The 19,562-nt window shown below is 62.5% G+C and carries 20 protein-coding genes; 16 read left to right on the top strand and 4 right to left on the bottom strand.

Going from position 1 to position 19,562, the window contains the following annotated elements; genetic code table 11:
* Positions 1-422: 422 nt before the first annotated feature.
* The gene (locus ACQUTI_RS25915) at positions 423-1,544 is read left to right on the top strand and encodes a cupin domain-containing protein (protein ID WP_004206713.1); all 1,122 of its coding nucleotides are present in this window, start codon (positions 423-425) and stop codon (positions 1,542-1,544) included.
* A gap of 57 nt (positions 1,545-1,601) precedes the next feature.
* On the opposite strand, the gene ACQUTI_RS25920 is transcribed toward ACQUTI_RS25915, so the two are convergent.
* Together ACQUTI_RS25920 and cusR are read right to left on the bottom strand one after the other, a co-directional pair.
* Positions 1,602-3,041 carry a Cu(+)/Ag(+) sensor histidine kinase gene (locus ACQUTI_RS25920; RefSeq protein WP_064794616.1) on the bottom strand — a complete coding sequence of 480 codons (1,440 nt, stop codon included), beginning with the start codon at positions 3,039-3,041 and terminating at the stop codon, positions 1,602-1,604.
* Positions 3,031-3,714, bottom strand: a complete 684-nt coding sequence (gene cusR / locus ACQUTI_RS25925; RefSeq protein WP_004206716.1) for a copper response regulator transcription factor CusR — start codon at positions 3,712-3,714, stop codon at positions 3,031-3,033. The genes ACQUTI_RS25920 and cusR overlap by 11 nt, the downstream gene beginning before the upstream one ends.
* 172 nt (positions 3,715-3,886) lie before the next feature.
* Between cusR and ACQUTI_RS25930 the strand changes: the two genes are divergently transcribed.
* From ACQUTI_RS25930 to ACQUTI_RS25950, 5 genes are all read left to right on the top strand, one after another.
* On the top strand, positions 3,887-5,272 hold the full coding sequence (locus ACQUTI_RS25930) for an efflux transporter outer membrane subunit (RefSeq protein WP_122542885.1): 1,386 nt from the start codon (positions 3,887-3,889) through the stop codon (positions 5,270-5,272).
* A 17-nt stretch (positions 5,273-5,289) separates the two neighbouring features.
* Positions 5,290-5,634, top strand: coding sequence for a cation efflux system protein CusF (gene cusF / locus ACQUTI_RS25935; protein WP_017900885.1), 345 nt, complete (start codon positions 5,290-5,292; stop codon positions 5,632-5,634).
* A gap of 44 nt (positions 5,635-5,678) precedes the next feature.
* Entirely contained in the window at positions 5,679-6,950 is a 1,272-nt protein-coding gene (locus ACQUTI_RS25940) for an efflux RND transporter periplasmic adaptor subunit (protein WP_153650418.1), read from the top strand.
* A gap of 11 nt (positions 6,951-6,961) precedes the next feature.
* Entirely contained in the window at positions 6,962-10,111 is a 3,150-nt protein-coding gene (locus ACQUTI_RS25945) for a CusA/CzcA family heavy metal efflux RND transporter (RefSeq protein WP_428923422.1), read from the top strand.
* Between the two features lie 72 nt (positions 10,112-10,183).
* Positions 10,184-10,531, top strand: a complete 348-nt coding sequence (locus ACQUTI_RS25950) for a DUF1294 domain-containing protein (RefSeq protein WP_017900888.1) — start codon at positions 10,184-10,186, stop codon at positions 10,529-10,531.
* Between the two features lie 9 nt (positions 10,532-10,540).
* Here the strand turns inward: ACQUTI_RS25950 and ACQUTI_RS25955 are convergent, their stop codons facing one another.
* Positions 10,541-11,074: a lipocalin family protein gene (locus ACQUTI_RS25955; protein WP_002887259.1), complete on the bottom strand. Its 534-nt coding sequence runs from the start codon at positions 11,072-11,074 to the stop codon at positions 10,541-10,543.
* A 117-nt stretch (positions 11,075-11,191) separates the two neighbouring features.
* Between ACQUTI_RS25955 and ACQUTI_RS25960 the strand changes: the two genes are divergently transcribed.
* The 10 genes from ACQUTI_RS25960 to ACQUTI_RS26005 all read left to right on the top strand — a co-directional run bounded on the left by ACQUTI_RS25960 (position 11,192) and on the right by ACQUTI_RS26005 (position 19,006).
* Positions 11,192-11,920 (top strand): MerR family transcriptional regulator, encoded by a 729-nt coding sequence (locus ACQUTI_RS25960; protein WP_004206722.1) that lies wholly within the window; start codon positions 11,192-11,194, stop codon positions 11,918-11,920.
* Between the two features lie 231 nt (positions 11,921-12,151).
* Positions 12,152-12,586 (top strand): nuclear transport factor 2 family protein, encoded by a 435-nt coding sequence (locus ACQUTI_RS25965; protein WP_016946719.1) that lies wholly within the window; start codon positions 12,152-12,154, stop codon positions 12,584-12,586.
* A complete protein-coding gene (locus tag ACQUTI_RS25970) occupies positions 12,583-13,302 on the top strand; it encodes an SDR family NAD(P)-dependent oxidoreductase (RefSeq protein WP_017900889.1) in 720 nt (239 codons plus the stop codon). Before ACQUTI_RS25965 ends, ACQUTI_RS25970 begins: the two co-directional genes overlap by 4 nt.
* Complete coding sequence (locus tag ACQUTI_RS25975) at positions 13,299-14,558, top strand: NAD(P)/FAD-dependent oxidoreductase (RefSeq protein WP_053810818.1); 1,260 nt, start codon at positions 13,299-13,301, stop codon at positions 14,556-14,558. Before ACQUTI_RS25970 ends, ACQUTI_RS25975 begins: the two co-directional genes overlap by 4 nt.
* Before the next feature lies 1 nt (position 14,559).
* On the top strand, positions 14,560-15,282 hold the full coding sequence (locus tag ACQUTI_RS25980; protein WP_065905215.1) for a DUF1365 domain-containing protein: 723 nt from the start codon (positions 14,560-14,562) through the stop codon (positions 15,280-15,282).
* Entirely contained in the window at positions 15,279-16,499 is a 1,221-nt protein-coding gene (locus ACQUTI_RS25985; RefSeq protein WP_004888756.1) for an SAM-dependent methyltransferase, read from the top strand. The genes ACQUTI_RS25980 and ACQUTI_RS25985 overlap by 4 nt, the downstream gene beginning before the upstream one ends.
* Complete coding sequence (locus tag ACQUTI_RS25990) at positions 16,496-16,981, top strand: DUF2878 domain-containing protein (RefSeq protein ID WP_004222343.1); 486 nt, start codon at positions 16,496-16,498, stop codon at positions 16,979-16,981. Before ACQUTI_RS25985 ends, ACQUTI_RS25990 begins: the two co-directional genes overlap by 4 nt.
* Positions 16,978-17,502: a hypothetical protein gene (locus ACQUTI_RS25995; protein WP_004178438.1), complete on the top strand. Its 525-nt coding sequence runs from the start codon at positions 16,978-16,980 to the stop codon at positions 17,500-17,502. The genes ACQUTI_RS25990 and ACQUTI_RS25995 overlap by 4 nt, the downstream gene beginning before the upstream one ends.
* Complete coding sequence (locus ACQUTI_RS26000; protein WP_004206729.1) at positions 17,499-18,050, top strand: DUF3833 domain-containing protein; 552 nt, start codon at positions 17,499-17,501, stop codon at positions 18,048-18,050. Before ACQUTI_RS25995 ends, ACQUTI_RS26000 begins: the two co-directional genes overlap by 4 nt.
* The gene (locus ACQUTI_RS26005) at positions 18,047-19,006 is read left to right on the top strand and encodes a YbgA family protein (protein WP_004206730.1); all 960 of its coding nucleotides are present in this window, start codon (positions 18,047-18,049) and stop codon (positions 19,004-19,006) included. The genes ACQUTI_RS26000 and ACQUTI_RS26005 overlap by 4 nt, the downstream gene beginning before the upstream one ends.
* A gap of 300 nt (positions 19,007-19,306) precedes the next feature.
* On the opposite strand, the gene ACQUTI_RS26010 is transcribed toward ACQUTI_RS26005, so the two are convergent.
* Positions 19,307-19,562, bottom strand: a 256-nt coding sequence (locus tag ACQUTI_RS26010) for a carbohydrate porin (protein ID WP_142296421.1), incomplete at its 5' end; no start/stop codon positions are given.

Consider the following 19,562-nt stretch of genomic DNA (forward strand, 5'->3'; position numbering starts at 1 on the left):
CGCGAGGTGGCGTATATTACGCTTTCCTCTTTCAGAGTCAACCCGTTTTTCAGGATTTTTCTCTTCAACCGAACCGGCTGTTTGTGTGAAGTGATTCACATCCGCCGTGTCAGTGGGAGCGCATTATAGGGAGTTCGTCGGAAGTAGCAAGGGTTAAAATAGAAAAATCTTATCGACCGCTCACTATTTGAACTTTTCGCTTATTCCTCTTTTTATCATTGAAGCCGCCATCCCAGTGTTCATGCGGCCTGCAGCGTAGTTAACGCGAAGATCGGTTTTTGGCAAAAAAGTGATTTTTCTCTCTTACCCAACGCCATTATCGCGCCGATGGTGAATTAAGCGCCACTCTTGACCCACGACAAAGCGCCCGCGCGGCCCCCCTTCCTATAATCAGGCCCGTTTCTTCTTACTGGTAATAATCGATGGCTTATCAACTCAACATTAACTGGCCCGAGTTTTTAGAGAAATACTGGCAAAAGCAGCCGGTGGTTTTAAAAAACGCGTTTCCGGACTTCGTCGACCCGATTACCCCGGACGAGCTGGCCGGATTAGCCATGGAGCCGGAAGTCGACAGCCGGCTGGTCAGTCTGACCAACGGTAAATGGCAGGCCAGCAATGGACCTTTTGAACATTTCGACGGCCTGGGCGAGACCGGCTGGTCGCTGCTGGCCCAGGCGGTAAACCACTGGCATATGCCGGCCGCCGAGCTGGTGCGACCGTTCCGCGTACTGCCGGACTGGCGTCTGGACGACCTGATGATCTCCTTCTCCGTCCCCGGCGGCGGCGTCGGGCCGCATATCGATCAATATGACGTCTTTATTATTCAGGGCATGGGCAGCCGCCGCTGGCGCGTGGGGGATAAGCTGCCGATGCGTCAGTTCTGCCCGCATCCGGCACTGCTGCACGTCGACCCGTTCCCGCCGATCATTGATGAAGATCTACAGCCGGGCGATATCCTCTATATTCCACCGGGATTCCCGCACGATGGGATCACCCACGAAACCGCGCTGAACTACTCCGTCGGCTTCCGCGGGCCCAACGGCCGCGACCTGATCAGCAGCTTCGCCGACTATGTGCTGGAGAACGATCTTGGCGGCGAGCACTACAGCGATCCGGACCTCACCTGCCGCGAGCATCCTGGCCGGGTTGAAGAGTATGAACTCGAACGTCTACGCGGCATGATGATCGACATGATTCGCCAGCCGGAAGACTTCAAACAGTGGTTCGGCAGTTTCGTCACCACCCCGCGTCACGAGCTGGATATTGCGCCGGCGGAACCGGCATATGAAGAAGAGGAAGTGGTCGATGCGCTGCTGGGCGGCGAAAAGCTCTCCCGCCTGAGCGGCCTGCGCGTTCTGCATATCGGCGACAGCTTCTTCGTGCATAGCGAACAGCTGGACACCACCGATGCCGAAGCGCTGGATGCGCTGTGCCGCTATACCTCATTAGGTCAGGAAGAGCTCGGCAGCGGCCTGCAGAATCCGGCGTTCGTGAGCGAACTGACGCGGCTGATTAATCAGGGCTACTGGTACTTCGAAGAGTAAGAGAGTCGCGATACTGCGGGCAGCCGCCTGGCGCTGCCCGCTGGCTTTCAGCCGTTATTACGCCTGTTTCGGCAACACTACAATAAACCGCGTCGAGCGCAGATCGGACTGCGCCGCCACGCTGCCGTGGTGGGCGCTGACGATGGATTTCACAATCGCCAGGCCGATGCCGCTGCCCTCCCCTTTGCGCTGGCGCGAGGGGTCGACGCGATAGAAACGGTCAAACAGCCGCGGCAGATGTTCGGCGGCAATCGGCGTACCGGGATTCTCCACCACCAGGCGGACCGTCTCCGCGCTTTCGCTCAGCGCGATCGTCACCGCCTGGCCAGCCGGGGTGTAGCGGATCGCGTTCGACAGCAGATTGCTGATCGCCCGCCGCAGCATCAGCGGGTCGCCAATCACCCGGCAGTGGCTACCGACAAAGCGCAGCGCCACCGCCTTCTCTTCCGCCCACGCCTCGAAAAACTCAAACACCTTATGCACTTCCTCAGCCAGATCCAGTTCCCGCTGTTCGGGGATCAGCTGGTTGTTATCGGCCTGGGCGAGGAACAGCATATCGCTGACCATCCGCGACATACGCGAGAACTCTTCGAGATTGGAGTAGAGCACCTCTTCCAGCTCCTGCTGGCTGCGGCTCTGGCTTAAGGCGATTTCGGTTTGCGTCACCAGGTTGGTGATCGGCGTGCGGATCTCATGGGCGATATCGGCGGAGAAGTTCGACTGACGGGTAAAGACATCCTCCATCCGCTCCAGCATGTGGTTAAAGGAGAGCGCGAGCCGCTCCAGTTCGATAGGCACCGCCTGCGGGTCAAGGCGCACGTCGAGATCCCGCGAGGTAATATTCTGGATCTGCCGGCTGATCTGGCGGATCGGTTTATGTCCCTGATAGACCACAAACAGCACGATGGCGATGATCAGCAGGCTGATTATCGACGCGGCGGAAATCAGCTTCGCTTTCAGCTCATTAATATAGTGCAGGTGAAAATCGATGGATAAGGCCATCAGCAGATGGTACGCCGGTTTGCCATCCGCCTGCTTGCCCAGCGGCAGCATGATCAGCCGCCAGGCGCGGGTCTCCATTTGATGATTATCGTGCGCCATTGCCCGCGGCTGCGGGTCGGTCCATGAAATCACATTCCCGTCGCGCAGCTGCATCGCCAGGCCTGGCGTACTCAGCATATGGCTGAGATCCGGCCCGTTGGGCGACTGGAACAGAATATTGCCCTGCCCATCGTCCAGGCAGATAAAGACGTTGGCGTAACCCGCAATGATATTCTTCACGATCTCCAGCCGCCGCGCCTGCGGGTAATCAGCGTGGTCGAGGACCGTCTCCAGGGTGGTGCTGAGCTGCCTGAGATCGTGAACGTCGCGCTCTTCAAAGTGGGCCTTCACCGAATGGATCATGATCCAGGTGAAGGCAAAAAAGGCGATGATGGTGGCGAGGCTAATAAAGAAGCTCAGCCGGGTGGCCAGGGAAAAGGGGCGCTTAGCGGCCATCCGGCACCTCAAGCATATAGCCGACGCCGCGCACGGTCTGGATCAGCTTCGGCTCGAAGTCGTTATCGATTTTGGCGCGCAGCCGCTTCACCGCCACGTCTATCGCGTTGGTATCGCTGTCGAAATTCATATCCCACACCTGCGAGGCAATCAGCGAACGCGGCAGCACCTCACCCTGATGGCGCAGGAAGAACTCCAGCAGAGTGAACTCCTTGCTGGTCAGGGTGATGCGGGTGGCGCCGCGCGTCACCTTACGGCTGACCAGATCGACGCTGAGATCCGCCGCCTGAAACTGGCTTTCGACAATAACCGCCGCTCCGCGGCGCAGCAGCGTCCGCACCCGCGCCAGCAGTTCCGCAAAGGCGAACGGCTTCACCAGATAGTCGTCGGCACCCAGCTCCAGCCCCTTCACCCGATGCTCAATGGTGCCCAACGCGGTAAGCAGCAGGATCGGCATGCCTTTCCCGGCGGCGCGCAGCATGCGCACGATATCCCAGCCGTTCACGTCCGGCAGCATGATGTCGAGGATCAGCAGATCATAGTCACCGGTCATCGCCAGGTGATAGCCGTTAAGGCCGTTATCGGCCAGGTCGACGACGAAGCCAGCCTCGGTGAGCCCTTTGGTCAGGTACTCCCCGGTTTTCTTCTCATCTTCGACAATCAAAATCTTCACCGCAGGCTCCTTCACGCGCGTTCTGTGCGGGTATTCAATTTTAGAGGAGCGCCTCCGGATAGCAATGAAATATCAGGAAAATGACAGCTTTGTCATTTTCCTGTCACGTCCTGAACAGAGGCCGCTACGTAAAGTAGCCGCCATGGATAAATCGTCGAAAACGTCTGCCGCCATGCGCCCAATAACGCGTCTTACCCTCAGCGTGATACTCGCCTTAACCGGCTGTGTCTCGCTCGCTCCGGACTACCAGCGCCCCGCCGCGCCGGTACCGCAGCAGTTCTCTCTCAGCCAGAACAAGCTGGTGACCGCAACCGCGGGCTATCAGGAGACCGGCTGGCGCACCTTTTTCGTCGACCCGCAGGTGAAAAGCCTGATTGGCACCGCGCTGACCAACAACCGCGATCTGCGGATGGCGACGCTGAAAGTGCAGGAAGCCCGCGCCCAGTATCGGGTGACCGATGCTGACCGCTACCCGCAATTGAACGGTGACGGCAGCACCACCTACGGCGGCAAGCTTAAAGGCGACACCACCACCAGCAACGATTACGCTGCCGGCCTGAATCTCAGCTATGACCTCGACTTCTTTGGCCGGCTGAAAAACCTTAGCGAGGCCGACCGGGAGAACTTCTTCGCCAGCGAAGAGGCCCGGCGCGCAGTGCATATCCTGTTGATTGCTAACGTTTCACAAAGCTACTTCAACCAGCGGCTGGCGGCAGCGCAGCTGCAGGTGGCCAACGATACCCTGCAAAACTATCAGCAGTCTTACGCGTTCGTTGAAAAACAGCTGCTGACCGGGAGCACTACCGTGCTGGCGCTGGAGCAGGCGCGGGGGATGATCGAGAGCACCCGCGCCGATATCGCCAGACGGCAGGGCCAGCTGGCGCAGGCTAATAACGCTCTGCAGCTGTTGCTCGGCAGCTATCAACCTCTGCCGGACGATAGCGCCAGCAGCGCCGTCGATCTGCAAGGCGTTACCCTGCCGCCATCGCTCTCCTCAGCGATCCTGCTGCAGCGGCCGGATATTTTAGAGGCCGAACACAGCCTGCGGGCGGCCAACGCCAACATCGGCGCCGCGCGGGCGGCCTTCTTTCCGTCGATCACCCTGACCAGCTCGCTCTCCGGTAGCAGCAGCGAGCTCGCCAGCCTGTTTAACGCCGGCAGCGCGATGTGGAACTTCATCCCCAAAATCGACATACCGATTTTCAACGCCGGGCGCAATCAGGCCAACCTCGATCTGGCGGAGATCCGCCAGCAGCAGCAGGTGGTCAACTACGAGCAAAAAATCCAGTCCGCCTTTAAAGAGGTAGCCGACGCGCTGGCCCTGCGCCAGAGCCTGGCCGATCAAATTGCCGCACAGGAGCGCTATCTCGCGTCGCTGAATATCACCCTGCAGCGCGCCACCGCGCTCTATCGCCACGGCGCGGTCAGCTACATCGAAGTGCTGAGCGCCCAGCGCGATATTTTCACCACCCGACAAACCCTGCTGGAACTCAACTATTCCCGTCAGGCAAATGAAATCACCCTGTTCACCGCCCTCGGCGGCGGCTGGATGGAATAACCCAAGGAGTCCCGATCATGAATTCACTGTCTAAAGTCGCCCTGTTCACTCTGATTTCTGGCGCGGTGTTCGCCGTCCAGGCTGCCGACCCGCACGCCGGCATGGCGATGCACGAACAGCCCGCCGCCGCGCAGACGCAAAGCATCAGCGGCAAAGGAGTCATTAAAGCCATTGATATGGATAGCAAAAAAATCACCATCGCCCACGAAGCCATTCCGGCGGTGAACTGGCCGCCGATGACCATGCGCTTCACCATCACCCCGCAGACCCAGCTCAACAATGTGAAGGACGGCGACAGCGTGGACTTCACCTTCGTTCAGCAGGGCAACCTGTCGCTGCTGCAGGATATTCGCGCCCACTAATGGCCCGGCGACGGCAAGCCTCTCAACGACGGAATGGACAACACATGGCATCCCTGACACTGAAAAACACGGCGCTGATCCTCGGCAGCATGGCGATCGGCGGCGCGCTCACCGCAGCGCTGTATACCCGGGCTGCGGCGCCCCACGACGCTGCCGCAGCCGCCCCGACGGCCGAGCAGCAGCGTAAAGTGCTGTTCTGGTACGATCCGATGTACCCGAACACCCGGTTTGATAAACCGGGTAAATCGCCGTTTATGGATATGGACCTGGTGCCGAAATACGCCGATGAGGAGAGTGCCGCCGCCGGAGCGCCGGGGGTGCGTATCGACCCGACGCAGACCCAGAATCTTGGCGTGAAAACCGCCGCCGTCACCCGCGGGCCGCTGCGCTACGCCCAGACCTTCCCGGCCAACATCAGCTACAACGAGTACCAGTACGTGATTATGCAGGCGCGGGCGGCGGGCTTTATTAATAAAGTCTATCCCCTGACCGTCGGCGACAAAGTGCAACAAGGTACGCCGCTGCTGGAACTGACCATCCCGGACTGGGTGGAAGCGCAGAGCGAATACCTGCTATTGCAGGAGACCGGCGGCACCGCCACCCAGGTCGAGGGGATCCTCGAGCGGCTGCGTCTCGCCGGAATGCCGGACGACGATATCCGCCGCCTGAAAGCCACGCGCAAGATCCAGACCCGTTTCACCCTCAAGGCGCCCATCGACGGGGTGATCACCGCCTTCGATCTGCGCGCCGGAATGAACATCGCCAAAGATAACGTGGTGGCGAAAATTCAGGGCATGGATCCGGTGTGGGTCAGCGTGGCGGTCCCCGAGTCCATCGCCTGGCTGATCAAAGACGCCTCGCAGTTCAGTATTCAGGTTCCCGCCTGGCCGGACAAAACCTTCCGCATCAGCAAATGGACGATCCTCCCCAGCGTCGATAGCGCCACCCGCACCCTGCAGCTGCGCCTGCAGGTCAACAACCCGGATGAAGCGCTGAAGCCGGGGATGAACGCCTATCTGCAGCTGACCAGTGAAAGCGAACCGATGCTGCTGATCCCCTCCAAAGCGCTGATCGACAGCGGCAGCGAGCAGCGGGTAATCACCATGGATAACGAGGGCCGCTTCGTGCCGAAGCGGGTCCAGGTCTTCCATGAATCCAATGGCGTCACGGCCATTCGCAGCGGGCTGCAGGAGGGCGAGAAAGTGGTCGCCAGCGGCCTGTTCCTGATCGACTCGGAGGCCAATATCGCCGGCGCGCTGGAGCGCATGCGCGCGCAGGCCCCGGATGCCGTTGCCCCTGCCGCCCACGCGCACTGAGGAAAGGAACCATGATTGAATGGATTATCCGCCGCTCGGTGGCCAACCGCTTCCTGGTGATGATGGGCGCGCTGTTTCTCAGCCTCTGGGGGACCTGGACCATCGTCCATACGCCGGTGGACGCCCTGCCGGATCTCTCCGACGTACAGGTGATCGTCAAAACCAGCTACCCGGGACAGGCGCCGCAGATCGTCGAAAACCAGGTCACCTGGCCGCTAACCACCACCATGCTGTCGGTGCCCGGCGCCAGAACGGTGCGCGGCTTCTCGCAGTTTGGCGACTCTTATGTGTATGTGATTTTTGAAGACGGCACCGATCCTTACTGGGCGCGCTCACGGGTGCTGGAGTATCTCAACCAGGTACAGGGCAAACTGCCCGCCGGGGTGAGCGCCGAAATGGGCCCGGATGCCACCGGCGTCGGCTGGGTCTTCGAGTACGCGCTGATCGACCGCAGCGGCAAGCACGATCTCGCCGAACTGCGCTCCCTGCAGGACTGGTTCTTAAAATACGAGCTGAAAACCATTCCTAACGTCTCAGAAGTGGCGTCGGTGGGCGGCGTGGTCAAGGAGTACCAGATTGTCGTCGACCCGATGAAGCTGACCCAGTACGGCATCAGCCTCGGCGAGGTGAAATCGGCGCTGGACGCCTCTAATCAGGAGGCGGGCGGCTCTTCGGTCGAACTGGCGGAAGCCGAATATATGGTGCGCGCCAGCGGCTATCTGCAGACCCTCGACGACTTTAAAAACATTGTGCTGAAAACCGGTGACAACGGCGTGCCGGTGTATCTCGGCGACGTCGCGCGGGTACAGGTCGGCCCGGAGATGCGCCGCGGTATCGCCGAACTGAACGGCGAAGGCGAAGTGGCCGGCGGGGTGGTGATCCTGCGCTCCGGCAAGAACGCCCGGGAAGCGATCTCGGCGGTCAAAGAAAAACTGGCGTCGCTGCAAAGCAGCCTGCCGGAAGGGGTTGAAGTCGTCACCACCTACGACCGCAGCCAGCTTATCGACCGCGCCATCGACAACCTCAGCCACAAACTGCTGGAAGAGTTTATCGTTGTCGCCCTGGTCTGCGCCCTGTTCCTGTGGCACGTGCGCTCGGCGCTGGTGGCGATTATCTCCCTGCCGCTCGGCCTGTGCTTCGCCTTTATCATGATGCATTTCCAGGGACTCAACGCCAACATCATGTCGCTGGGCGGGATCGCCATTGCGGTGGGGGCGATGGTCGATGCCGCCATCGTGATGATTGAGAACGCCCACAAGCGGCTGGAGGAGTGGGCGCATCAGCATCCGGGAGAGAAGCTCGGCAACGACAGGCGCTGGAAAATCATTACCGACGCCTCGGTGGAGGTTGGCCCGGCGCTGTTTATCAGCCTGCTGATCATCACCCTGTCGTTTATCCCCATTTTCACCCTCGAAGGCCAGGAGGGCAAACTGTTCGGCCCGCTGGCCTTCACCAAAACCTGGTCGATGGCCGGGGCGGCGCTGCTGGCGATCATGGTGATCCCGATCCTGATGGGCTTCTGGATCCGCGGCAGGATCCCGGCGGAGAGCAGCAACCCGCTGAACCGCTTTTTGATCCGCATTTATCACCCGCTGCTGCTGAAGGTGCTGCACTGGCCGAAGACCACCCTGCTGATCGCGCTCCTGTCGATCCTGACGGTTGTCTGGCCACTTAACCGGGTCGGCGGGGAGTTTCTGCCGCAGATCAACGAGGGCGATCTGCTGTATATGCCGTCAACGCTGCCGGGGATCTCCGCCTCGCAGGCGGCGGATATGCTGCAGAAGACCGACAAGCTGATCATGATGGTGCCGGAGGTGGCGCGGGTGTTCGGTAAAACGGGTAAGGCAGACAGCGCTACCGACTCCGCGCCGCTGGAGATGGTGGAGACCACCATTCAGCTCAAGCCGCAGGATCAGTGGCGGCCGGGGATGACCATGGAGAAGATCGTCGACGAACTGGACAAGACCGTGCGCCTGCCGGGGCTGGCGAACCTGTGGGTGCCGCCGATCCGCAACCGCATCGACATGCTCTCCACCGGCATCAAGAGCCCGATCGGCATTAAGGTTTCCGGCACTAACCTGGCCGATATCGACGCCATCGCCGGGCAAATTGAGGTGGTGGCGCGCAGCGTGCCGGGGGTCACGTCAGCGTTAGCCGAGCGGCTGGTGGGCGGGCGCTACCTCGACATTGATATCCAGCGTGACAAGGCGGCCCGCTACGGCATGACCGTCGGCGACGTGCAGCTGTTCGTCTCGTCCGCTATCGGCGGGGCGATGGTCGGCGAAACGGTGGAGGGCGTCGAGCGCTATCCAATCAACATCCGCTACCCGCAGAGCTATCGCGACAGCCCGCAGACCCTGCGCCAGCTGCCGATTCTCACCCCGCTGAAGCAGCAGATCGTCCTCAGCGACGTCGCCGAGGTGAAGGTGGTCAGCGGGCCATCGATGCTGAAGACCGAGAACGCCCGCCCCACCAGCTGGATCTACATCGACGCCCGAGACCGTGACATGGTGTCAGTGGTGCACGATCTGCAGCAGGCCATCGGCAAAGCGGTGAAGCTGAAGCCGGGCATCAGCGTGTCGTATTCCGGGCAGTTCGAGCTGCTGGAGCGCGCCAATCAGAAGCTGAAGCTGATGGTGCCGATGACGCTGATGATTATCTTTGTGCTGCTGTACCTGGCGTTCCGCCGCGTCGGCGAGGCGCTGCTGATCATCGCCAGCGTGCCGTTCGCCCTTGTGGGCGGGATCTGGTTCCTCTACTGGATGGGGTTCCATCTGTCGGTAGCCACCGGCACCGGCTTTATCGCCCTGGCCGGGGTGGCCGCGGAGTTTGGCGTGGTGATGCTGATGTACCTGCGCCACGCCATCGAGGCCGAGCCATCGCTGGATAACCCGCGTACCTTCAGCGTCGAGAAGCTCAACGAGGCGCTGTATCAGGGGGCGGTGCTGCGCGTGCGGCCGAAGGCGATGACCGTGGCGGTGATTATCGCCGGCCTGTTGCCGATTTTGTGGGGCACCGGCGCCGGGTCGGAGGTGATGAGCCGCATCGCCGCGCCGATGATTGGTGGAATGATCACCGCCCCGCTGCTGTCGCTGTTTATTATTCCGGCGGCGTATAAGCTGATGTGGCTGTTCCGGCATCGGGGCAAGCGCGGCCGATAGCCCGCCGCGTTTACGCCGGTCCGGGAAATTGGCTATAGTGGCGCCATTCTTCTGGCCGGCATGAACGTCCCTATGAATCTGAACCTGGTATGTTATTCCCTGCTGCTGCTCACCGCCGTGGGCAGCGCCCTGCTGCCCTACCCGCTGGCGATGTGGTTTTTACTGAGCAGCCTTCTGACATGGCTTATCTATGGCGCCGACAAGCTGGCGGCACGCAAAGCCTGGCGCCGGGTGCCGGAAACCACGCTGCTGGTGCTGGGCCTGGTGGGAGGCTGGCCGGGGGCCATCCTCGGCCAGCAGTGCTTTCGTCATAAAACGCAAAAGCAGCCCTTCCGGACGTGGTTTTTCATCAGCGTGGCACTGAACGTGGCGGCGCTGGCCGGGCTGTACGTGGTTTATACCCACCTGCTCAGCCGCTAAGGGGCGAGGCTAGCGCGGCGTCTGGCGGATCCACACCAGGCGATCGACGTCAAAGCCCAGCTCGCGCGCGGTATTCAGGTAATCCTGCTTCACCGCCGCCGGAATGGTGGGGGTGCGCGACAGGATCCAGAGATAGTCGCGGTTGGGGCCGCTGACCAGCGCGTACTGGTAGTCGTCGTCCAGACGGATAACGTTATAGCCGCCGTAGAATGGCCCGAAGAACGACACCTTCAGCGCCGCGGTGGTGGGGGCGCCGGTGAAATAGGCTTTCCCGTCGCTCTCATTCCAGCGTTTTTTAACCGGGTCATAACCGCGATTGACGACGCTGATCCCCCCGTCGCTGCGGGCGCCGTAGGTGGCGGTCACCTGCTCCAGGCCTCGCTCGAAGCGATTCTCCAGGCGAGCGACCTCATACCATTTTCCGAGATAACGACTGGCGTCAAACCCGCTAATCGGCTGTACGCCCTTCGGCGGGGTGGGCGATTTGCAGGCCACGAGGGTCAACGCGATAGCGACGCCAGTGACAACAGGCCATAGCTTCATGAGAACTCCTTTCATTTACGCGGTTGGGGGAAAGTGTAGTGCAAAGCCGCTACACTTCACGCCAGCCGACGTGATTCGTAGTATATTGAGAATATTCTTTGTTAACAGGTGGCCTCCATGCCTTACTCCATCGGCGAATTTGCCCGACTTTGCGGGATAAATGCGACCACGCTTCGCGCCTGGCAGCGCCGCTACGGCCTGCTTAAGCCGCTGCGTACCGATGGTGGACACCGTCTGTACAGCGATGACGACGTCCAGCAGGCGCTCAAGATCCTCGACTGGGTGAAAAAAGGGGTGCCGGTTAGCCAGGTGAAGCCCCTGCTGTCGCGCCCCGGCGCGCGGCGCACCAACAACTGGCTGACGCTGCAGGAGACCATGCTGCAGCGGCTGAAAGAGGGAAAAATCGAGTCCCTGCGCCAGCTTATCTACGATGCCGGGCGCGAATATCCGCGTCAGGAGCTGGTGACCGAGGTGCTGCGTCCGCTGCGCAGCCAGGTCTCCGCCAACGTACCGGCCATCATGACCCTGCGCGAAATCCTCGACGGCATCATCATCGCCTACACCTCGTTTTGCCTCGAAGGCGATAAGAAGGCGCCCGGGGATAACTTTCTGATCACCGGCTGGCACCTGACCGACGCCTGCGAAATCTGGCTTGAGGCGCTCAAGCGTACCGGCCAGGGTCATCGCATCGACGTCCTGCCGGTGCCTCCCGCCGCCCTGGCGCCGGAGATTTTTCCCCAGCGCAACTGGCTGCTGGTCACCAGCGGTAAACTCTCCGCCGCTCGTCAGAGGCAGATCGAACTCTGGCAGCAGCAGGTCGTCTCCCTCGAGGTGATCCCGCTCTAACCCCCTGTTTTCACTTACCTCCACGCTCTGTTCCGCCAGCGCCCGGTGGCGCGGCGGGCGCACGCTTGCCCTTTGCGCCACGCGTGATTTTCACCCTTTAAAACACCAATCATAACCAAATGATTTTTAACATAAATAAAATATATTTTTCCACAAACTTGGACAAATAATTTTATTTGTGTAAGTTTTAAGTATGCCATTACGCCACCGTGTTTAGCCAGGATGTGATCCATGAGCACCTCGCCGTCCGTGATTCGTCGTTTCGTTGAGTACTACGCCGGGCTGGATGCGCAGCCGCCCTCGGCGCTGGCCGCGCTGTACCATCCGGACGCGACGCTGAGCGATCCTTTTGGTCAGCACCAGGGGCTGTTCGCCATCCAGCGCTACTTTACCCATCTGCTGGCCAACGTGGAGCAGTGCCGGTTCACCATCGACACGCCGCTCTGCGACGGTCAGCGGTTCGCCGTGACCTGGACCATGCACTGGTCGCATCCGCGCATTGCCGGCGGAGAAACGCTGGCCCTGCCGGGCTGCTCGGTGGTGGACATCGCCGGGGAGCAGATCCTCCATCAACGCGACTACTACGACGCCGGGGAGATGATCTACGAGCATCTTCCCCTGCTGGGCTGGGCGGTACGCGGCGTGAAACGGAGGGTGCGCTCATGATGACGGTGCTTATCACCGGCGCCAGCTCCGGGATTGGCGCCGGCCTGGCGAAATCCTTCGCGGCGGATGGCCACCTGGTCATCGCCTGCGGGCGCGATGCGTCGCGCCTGACGGCGCTGCAGCAGTTCAGCCCCAACATCAGCGCGCGCCTGTTCGATATGACAGACAGGGACGCCTGTCGCCAGGCGCTGACGGGCTGTTTTGCCGACCTGATCATTCTCTGCGCCGGCACCTGCGAATACCTCGACCACGGACAGGTGGATGCCGCCCTCGTGGAGCGGGTGATGGCCACCAACTTCCTTGGGCCGGTGAACTGCCTGGCGGCGCTGCAGACGCAGCTGGAGGCTGGCGATCGGGTGGTGCTGGTCAGCTCCATGGCGCACTGGCTGCCCTTCCCGCGCGCGGAAGCCTATGGCGCCTCCAAGGCGGCGCTGACCTGGTTTGCCAACAGCCTGCGTCTTGACTGGGAGCCGAAAGGGGTGGCCGTCACGGTGGTCTCTCCAGGCTTCGTCGACACCCCGCTGACGCGCAAAAACGACTTTGCCATGCCCGGCCGGGTGAGCGTGGATCGGGCGGTGGCGGCGATCCGCCACGGCCTGGCGAAGGGAAAAAACCACATCGCCTTCCCCACCGGTTTCAGCCTGGCCCTGCGGCTGCTGGCCAGCCTGCCGTCAGGTATGCAGCGCCTGCTGTTGCGCAGGATGGTGCGCTCATGAACATCGCCATCATCGGCAGCGGCATCGCCGGGCTGACCTGCGCCTGGCGGCTGGCCGGACACCATCAGGTGACGCTGTTCGAAGCGGGCGCCACGCCGGGCGGCCACACCGCCACCGTGGATGTCGCCACGCCGCAGGGCACCTGGGCCATCGATACCGGATTTATCGTCTACAACGATCGCACCTATCCGCGCTTTATGGGCCTGCTCAGCGAGCTGGGGATCGACGGGCAAAAAACGCAGATGAGCTTCTCAGTCCACAACCCGGCCAGCGGCCTGGAGTACAACGGCCACAGTCTGACCTCGCTCTTCGCCCAGCGACGCAATCTGCTGAAGCCGGCCTTCTGGGGGCTGCTGAGCGAGATCGTCCGCTTCAACCGGCTGGCAAAACTGGCGCTGACCGAGGCGCTGGATCCGGGCGCGACGCTGGAGAACTTCCTCTCCCGCCACCGTTTTAGCCCCTTCTTCGCCCGCCACTATATCCTGCCGATGGGGGCGGCCATCTGGTCGTCGTCGCTGCAGGAGATGCGCCGCTTCCCGCTACCGCTGTTTTTGCGCTTCTTTGAAAACCACGGTCTGCTGGATATTCGCGATCGTCCGCAATGGTACGTGGTGCCCGGCGGTTCCCGGGAATACGTCCGCGCCCTGCTCGCCAGGCTCGGCGATCGCCTGAACCTGCGGCTCAACGCGCCGGTGCAGCAGGTGGACCGCCACCCGGCGGGAGTTATCCTGCGGCTGGCGTCCGGGGAGGCGCATTTTGACCAGGTGATCTTCGCCTGCCACTCCGCGCAGGCGCTGGCGATGCTGGCGGCGCCCACCGACGCCGAGCGTGAGGTGCTGGGGGATATCGGCTGGCAGCGCAACGAGGTGGTGCTGCACAGCGATCCGCGCTGGCTGCCGGAGCGCCAGCGCGCCTGGGCCAGCTGGAACTATCGCCTGAGCGACGGGGATCTGGCCCGGGCCTGCGTCACCTACAACATGAATATTCTCCAGGGGCTGCCTGCGGGCGCCCCCCTGTTCTGCGTCACTCTGAACCCGGACGCGCCAGTGGACGATCGCTATGTCTGGCAGCGCTTCGTCTATGAGCATCCGCTGTTTAACCCGCAAAGCTGGTCGGCCCAGCTGCGGCGCGAAGAGATTAACGGCCAGCAGCGGAGCTGGTACTGCGGGGCCTACTGGTACAACGGCTTTCATGAGGACGGGGTGCGCAGTGCGCTCGACGTGGTGCAGGGCATCGCCGCGGCGGAGGACAACTGAAATGAACAGCTGCCTCTATCAGGGCGTCCTGCGCCACCGTCGCCTGCAGCCGAAGGCGCACCACTTCGTCTACCGCCTGTTTATGGCCTGGCTTGACCTCGACGAACTGGACAGGCTGCCTGAGGCGGGCATCCGCCGCAACCGCCTGGCCGCCGCCGCCTGGTACGACGCCGATTATCCGCTGGGCGCGCCGCTGAAGGCTCAGGTGCTGAACCGGCTGGAGAGCCTGACCGGCTGCCGCCCGGCGGGCCGCGTGATGCTCCTGACCCAGCTGCGCTACTTCGGCTTCCATTTTAATCCGGTCAACTTTTACTACTGCTATGACGAGGCCGACACCCTGCGCTGGGTGCTGGCCGAAGTGCGCAACACGCCGTGGAATGAGCGTCATTACTACGCGGTGGACGGCCAGCAGGCGCACCCGCTGGAGAAAGCCTTTCACGTTTCGCCGTTTAACCCGATGGACATGGTCTATCACTGGCGCTTCAACGCGCCGGGCAAAACGCTGCACATGCACATTGAAAACCATCAGGCCAGCAAGGTGTTCGACGCCACGCTGGCCCTGAGCCGCGTGCCGTTAACCCGCGCCAACCTGCGCGGGCTGCTGCTGCGTCTGCCGATGATGACCCTGAAAACCGTCCTCGCCATCTACTGGCAGGCGCTGCGGCTGTGGCTGAAGCGCGTGCCGCTGTACAACCATCCTGTCAGCAGGAGTGAACGCTCATGACCGATCCCGTCTTTGCGCTTGAACCCGATGTGCCGCGCAACGTGCGGCTCGCGCGCTGGCTGCTCTTTCGTCTGTTGAGCGGCCTCCGCGAAGGCTCGCTCACCGTGCGCGAAGGGGCGCAGACTTTTCATTTTGGCGACCCCGCCGCCGCGCTGCGCGCTGAGGCGCGGGTCTGCACGCCGGAGGTGTACTGGCGTCTGCTAACCGGCGGCAGTCTCGCGGCGGCCGAGGCCTGGATGGACGGCGACTGGGAGAGCCACCAGCTGACGGCGCTGTTGCAGATCCTCGCGCGCAACGGCGAGGTGCTGGGGCGTCTGGAGCGCGGCTTTCGTCTGCTGGGTAAGCCTGTCGCCCGCCTGCGCCACTGGACTCGACGCAACACCCGCGCCCAGGCGCGGGAGAACATTGCCGCCCATTACGACCTCGGCAACGAATTTTATGCCCACTTTCTGGATGACGACCTGCTCTACTCCAGCGCGCTGTTTACCGACGACGAGCAGGATCTGACCCAGGCCCAGCGGGCCAAGATGGCGCGTCTGTGCGACCAGCTGGCGCTCAACCCCGGCGATCATCTGCTGGAGATTGGCACCGGCTGGGGGGCGCTGGCCGAATACGCCGCCCGCCATTACGGTTGCCGGGTCACGACTACCACCCTTTCCCGGGAGCAGCACCGCTGGGCTACCGAGCGCATGGCCCGCGCCGGGCTGCAGGATCGCGTCGAGGTGCTGCTCTGCGACTACCGCGATCTGCGCGGCGAGTACGACAAACTGGTGTCGGTGGAGATGATTGAGGCGGTGGGCCAGCGCTACCTCCCGGCCTTCTTCCGCACCTGTCAGGCGCGCCTGCGCCCGGGCGGTAAAATGGCCCTGCAGGCGATCACCATTCAGGATCAGCGCTATCGCGACTACAGCAAAAGCGTCGATTTTATCCAGCGCTACATCTTCCCGGGCGGCTTTTTGCCCAGCATCACGGCAATGAGCGAGCTGATGACCCGCCATACCGATTTTGTGGTGCGCAACCTGTTCGACATGGGCCCGGACTATGCCCGCACCCTGGCGCACTGGCGGCAGCGTTTTACCCACGCCTGGCAGGATATTGAAAAGCTCGGCTTTGATGAGCGCTTCCGCCGGATGTGGCTCTACTACTTCGGCTATTGCGAAGCCGGATTTAACGCCCGCACCATCAGCGTGGTGCAGCTCACCGCGGAGCGGGTATGACACGCCCGGCGCAGCACTTGCTGATGGCCCTCGCGTTCGATGTTTACTGGACGCTGGTGGTGATGTTGCGCGAGCGCGGCCTGCTGATCTGGCTGACGCTGGCCATCTTCGCCTGGCTGCGGTTGCCGGCGACCAGTCGTCCGCCCGCCCTGCTGCTGGCCGCGGCGGGCTGCGGGCTGGACGCCTGCTGGGCGCTGGCGGGGCTGATTGATTTTCCCGGCGACAGCCTGCTGCCCCTGTGGATGGTGGCCCTGTGGCTGATGTTCGCCGTCGTCTGGACCCGACTGACCCGCACCGCGACGCTTCCCGGCTGGGTGCTGGCTACGGCGGCGACCCTCGGCGGCCCGGTGGCCTACCTGATCGGCGCTCGCCTCGGAGCCATGACCCTGCTGGTGCCGACGGCGCTTGCTGTGGCCGCCATGGCCTGCGGCTGGCTGGTGATCATGCTGCTGTTCCATCTGGGGATGGGGAGGCAAAAATGAGATTCGCCCTGTTACTGCTATGGCTGACCGTCCTCGCCCCGGCGGCCCACGCCGCCGACTGGCTGGCGTGGCGCCGCGTCGGCGAGGCGACCCTCACCTGGGGGCCGTTCACCGTCTATCACTCACAGCTGCGCACGCCCAATGGTCGGTATGACGGCCCGCAGCAGGATCGGGCGCTGATCATCACCTACCAGCGCGACATCGATCGCGAGGCGCTGGTGGACGCCACCCGCGACCAGTGGCAGGCACAGGGCATTCTGCAACAGGAACCGCGTAGCGAAGCCTGGCTGCGCATGCTGCAGGGGATCTGGCCGGACGTCGCGCCGGGCAGCCAGCTGGCGTTCGTGGTCCGCGGCGGCGAGGGGCAGTTCTGGTACCGCGCCAGCGCCGCACAGACCGCCTTTACCCCGCTCGGCCCACGCCAGTCGGCGGCGTTCAGCACCCGCTTTCTCGCCATCTGGCTCGATCCACGCACCACTTATCCCGAACTGCGTCAGCAGTTGATCGGAGGTACACCATGAAACGCATTCTGACCCTTGGCCTGGCGCTGCTGATGCTGATGCTCGCCGGCTGCAGTACCGAGGTCACCGAATACCGGCAGCAGCAGCCCGCCCTCGACATCTTTCACTATTTTCAGGGCCGAACCGAGGCGTGGGGGATGGTGCAGGATCGCAACGGCAAGCAGCTGCGCCGCTTCCATGTTGAGATCGATGGCGACGTCGTCGGCGACACCCTGACGCTCCATGAGCGCTTTGTCTATGACGATGGCGAGAAGCAGCAGCGGGTATGGCGCATTCGCCGCACCGGCGATAACCGTTATCAGGGCACCGCCGGGGATATCGAAGGCGTGGCCAGCGGCCAGGCGGCAGGCAATGCCTTTCACTGGCGCTACAGCATGAACGTCGAGGCCAGCGGCAGCCGGTGGCTGCTGCACTTTGACGACTGGATGTACCTGCAGGACGGCAGCCATTTGTTTAACAAAACCGAGATGAAGAAATTCGGCATTACGGTCGCCACCGTGACCCTTTTCTTTACCCGAACCACAGCAGAAGAGAGGACAGCGCCATGAACACGCAACCTGTCATTGGGATCAGCGGATGTTTAACCGGCTCAGCCGTGCGATTCGACGGCGGGCATAAGCGTATGGGCTTTGTGATGGATGAGCTCGCGCAGTGGGTGGCGTTTAAGCCCGTCTGCCCGGAGATGGCGATCGGCCTGCCCGTCCCCCGCCCGGCGCTCCGCCTGGTGCAGACTCCGGTCGGGGAGATCCGCATGCGCTTCAGCCACGCCCCGCACGAGGATGTGACGGAGAAGATGGCTGATTTTGCCAACGCCCATCTGGCAACTCTGGGCGAGCTGTCGGGCTTTATCGTCTGCGCCAAATCGCCGAGCTGCGGGATGGAGCGCGTGCGGCTGTATGACGAAAAAGGCAATCGCGGGCGTAAGGAAGGCGTGGGGCTGTTTACCGGCGCCCTGATGGCGCGCTACCCGTGGCTGCCGGTGGAAGAGGATGGCCGGCTGCACGATCCGCTGCTGCGGGAGAATTTTGTCGAGCGCGTTTTCGCCCTGCATGAACTCAACGCCCTGCGCGCCCGCGGCCTGACCCGCCACGGCCTGCTGGCCTTTCACAGCCGCTACAAGCTGCAGCTACTGGCTCACCACCAGGCGGGCTACCGCGAGATCGGCCCGTTCGTCGCCTCGCTGCATGAATGGGAGGATCTGGAGGCTTTCTTCGAGGTCTACCGTGAGAAGCTGATGGCGATCCTCAAGCGGCCCGCCTCGCGGAAAAACCACACCAACGTGCTGATGCATATTCAGGGTTATTTCCGCGACCAGCTGAACAGCCGCCAGCGCGGCGAGCTGCGGGAGGTGATCCTCAACTATCGCGCCGGGCTGCTGCCGATCCTCGCGCCGCTGACGCTGCTTAAGCACTATCTGGCCGAGTATCCGGATCGCTACCTGCAGGCGCAGAACTATTTTGACCCCTATCCGCAGGATCTGGCCCTGCGCCTGACGGTGAACTGAGGGGGGATGGGCCAGCTGCCCGGCGGCGCTGCGCTTGCGCGGGCCTGGGGGGGGGTCCCGCAGGCTTCCTCAGGAACGTTGGCCGGATAAGGCATGTATGCCGCCATCCGGCACTACCGCAGGTACGGCGCCTGACCGCCCGGCGGCGCTGCGTTTGCCGGGCCTGGGGGGGAGCCCGCAGGAAGGAACGCAGGCCGGATAAGGCATGTATGCCGCCATCCGGCATAAATGGAGCGCACCAGTCGTAGCCCGGCTAAGCGTAGCGCCAGCCGGGAACGCTCCTTCAACAACGCTATCGCATCAGAACCACGCCTCAAACATCCCGCCGACGTTCAGCGAATCCAGCTGCTGGTCCTGGGTGCCGTTGACCTTCGCGGTATGCTCATTGTCCACCTGGCCGCCGGTCACGTAGAAGCGCAGCATCGGACGGAACTCCGGCCCCATGCCGATGGCGATGTTCTGCGACAGCGTCAGCTTCCAGCCGTGGTTATCCCCGCCCTGGTCGTAGTCCACGCGCTGGTAGCCCGCTTCCAGCCAGGTGGAGTGCACGTCGTTC

Origin of the sequence: Klebsiella sp. 7-CIP_Kleb. (assembly GCF_050378655.1) — a bacterium.
Classification (GTDB): domain Bacteria; phylum Pseudomonadota; class Gammaproteobacteria; order Enterobacterales; family Enterobacteriaceae; genus Klebsiella; species Klebsiella quasipneumoniae.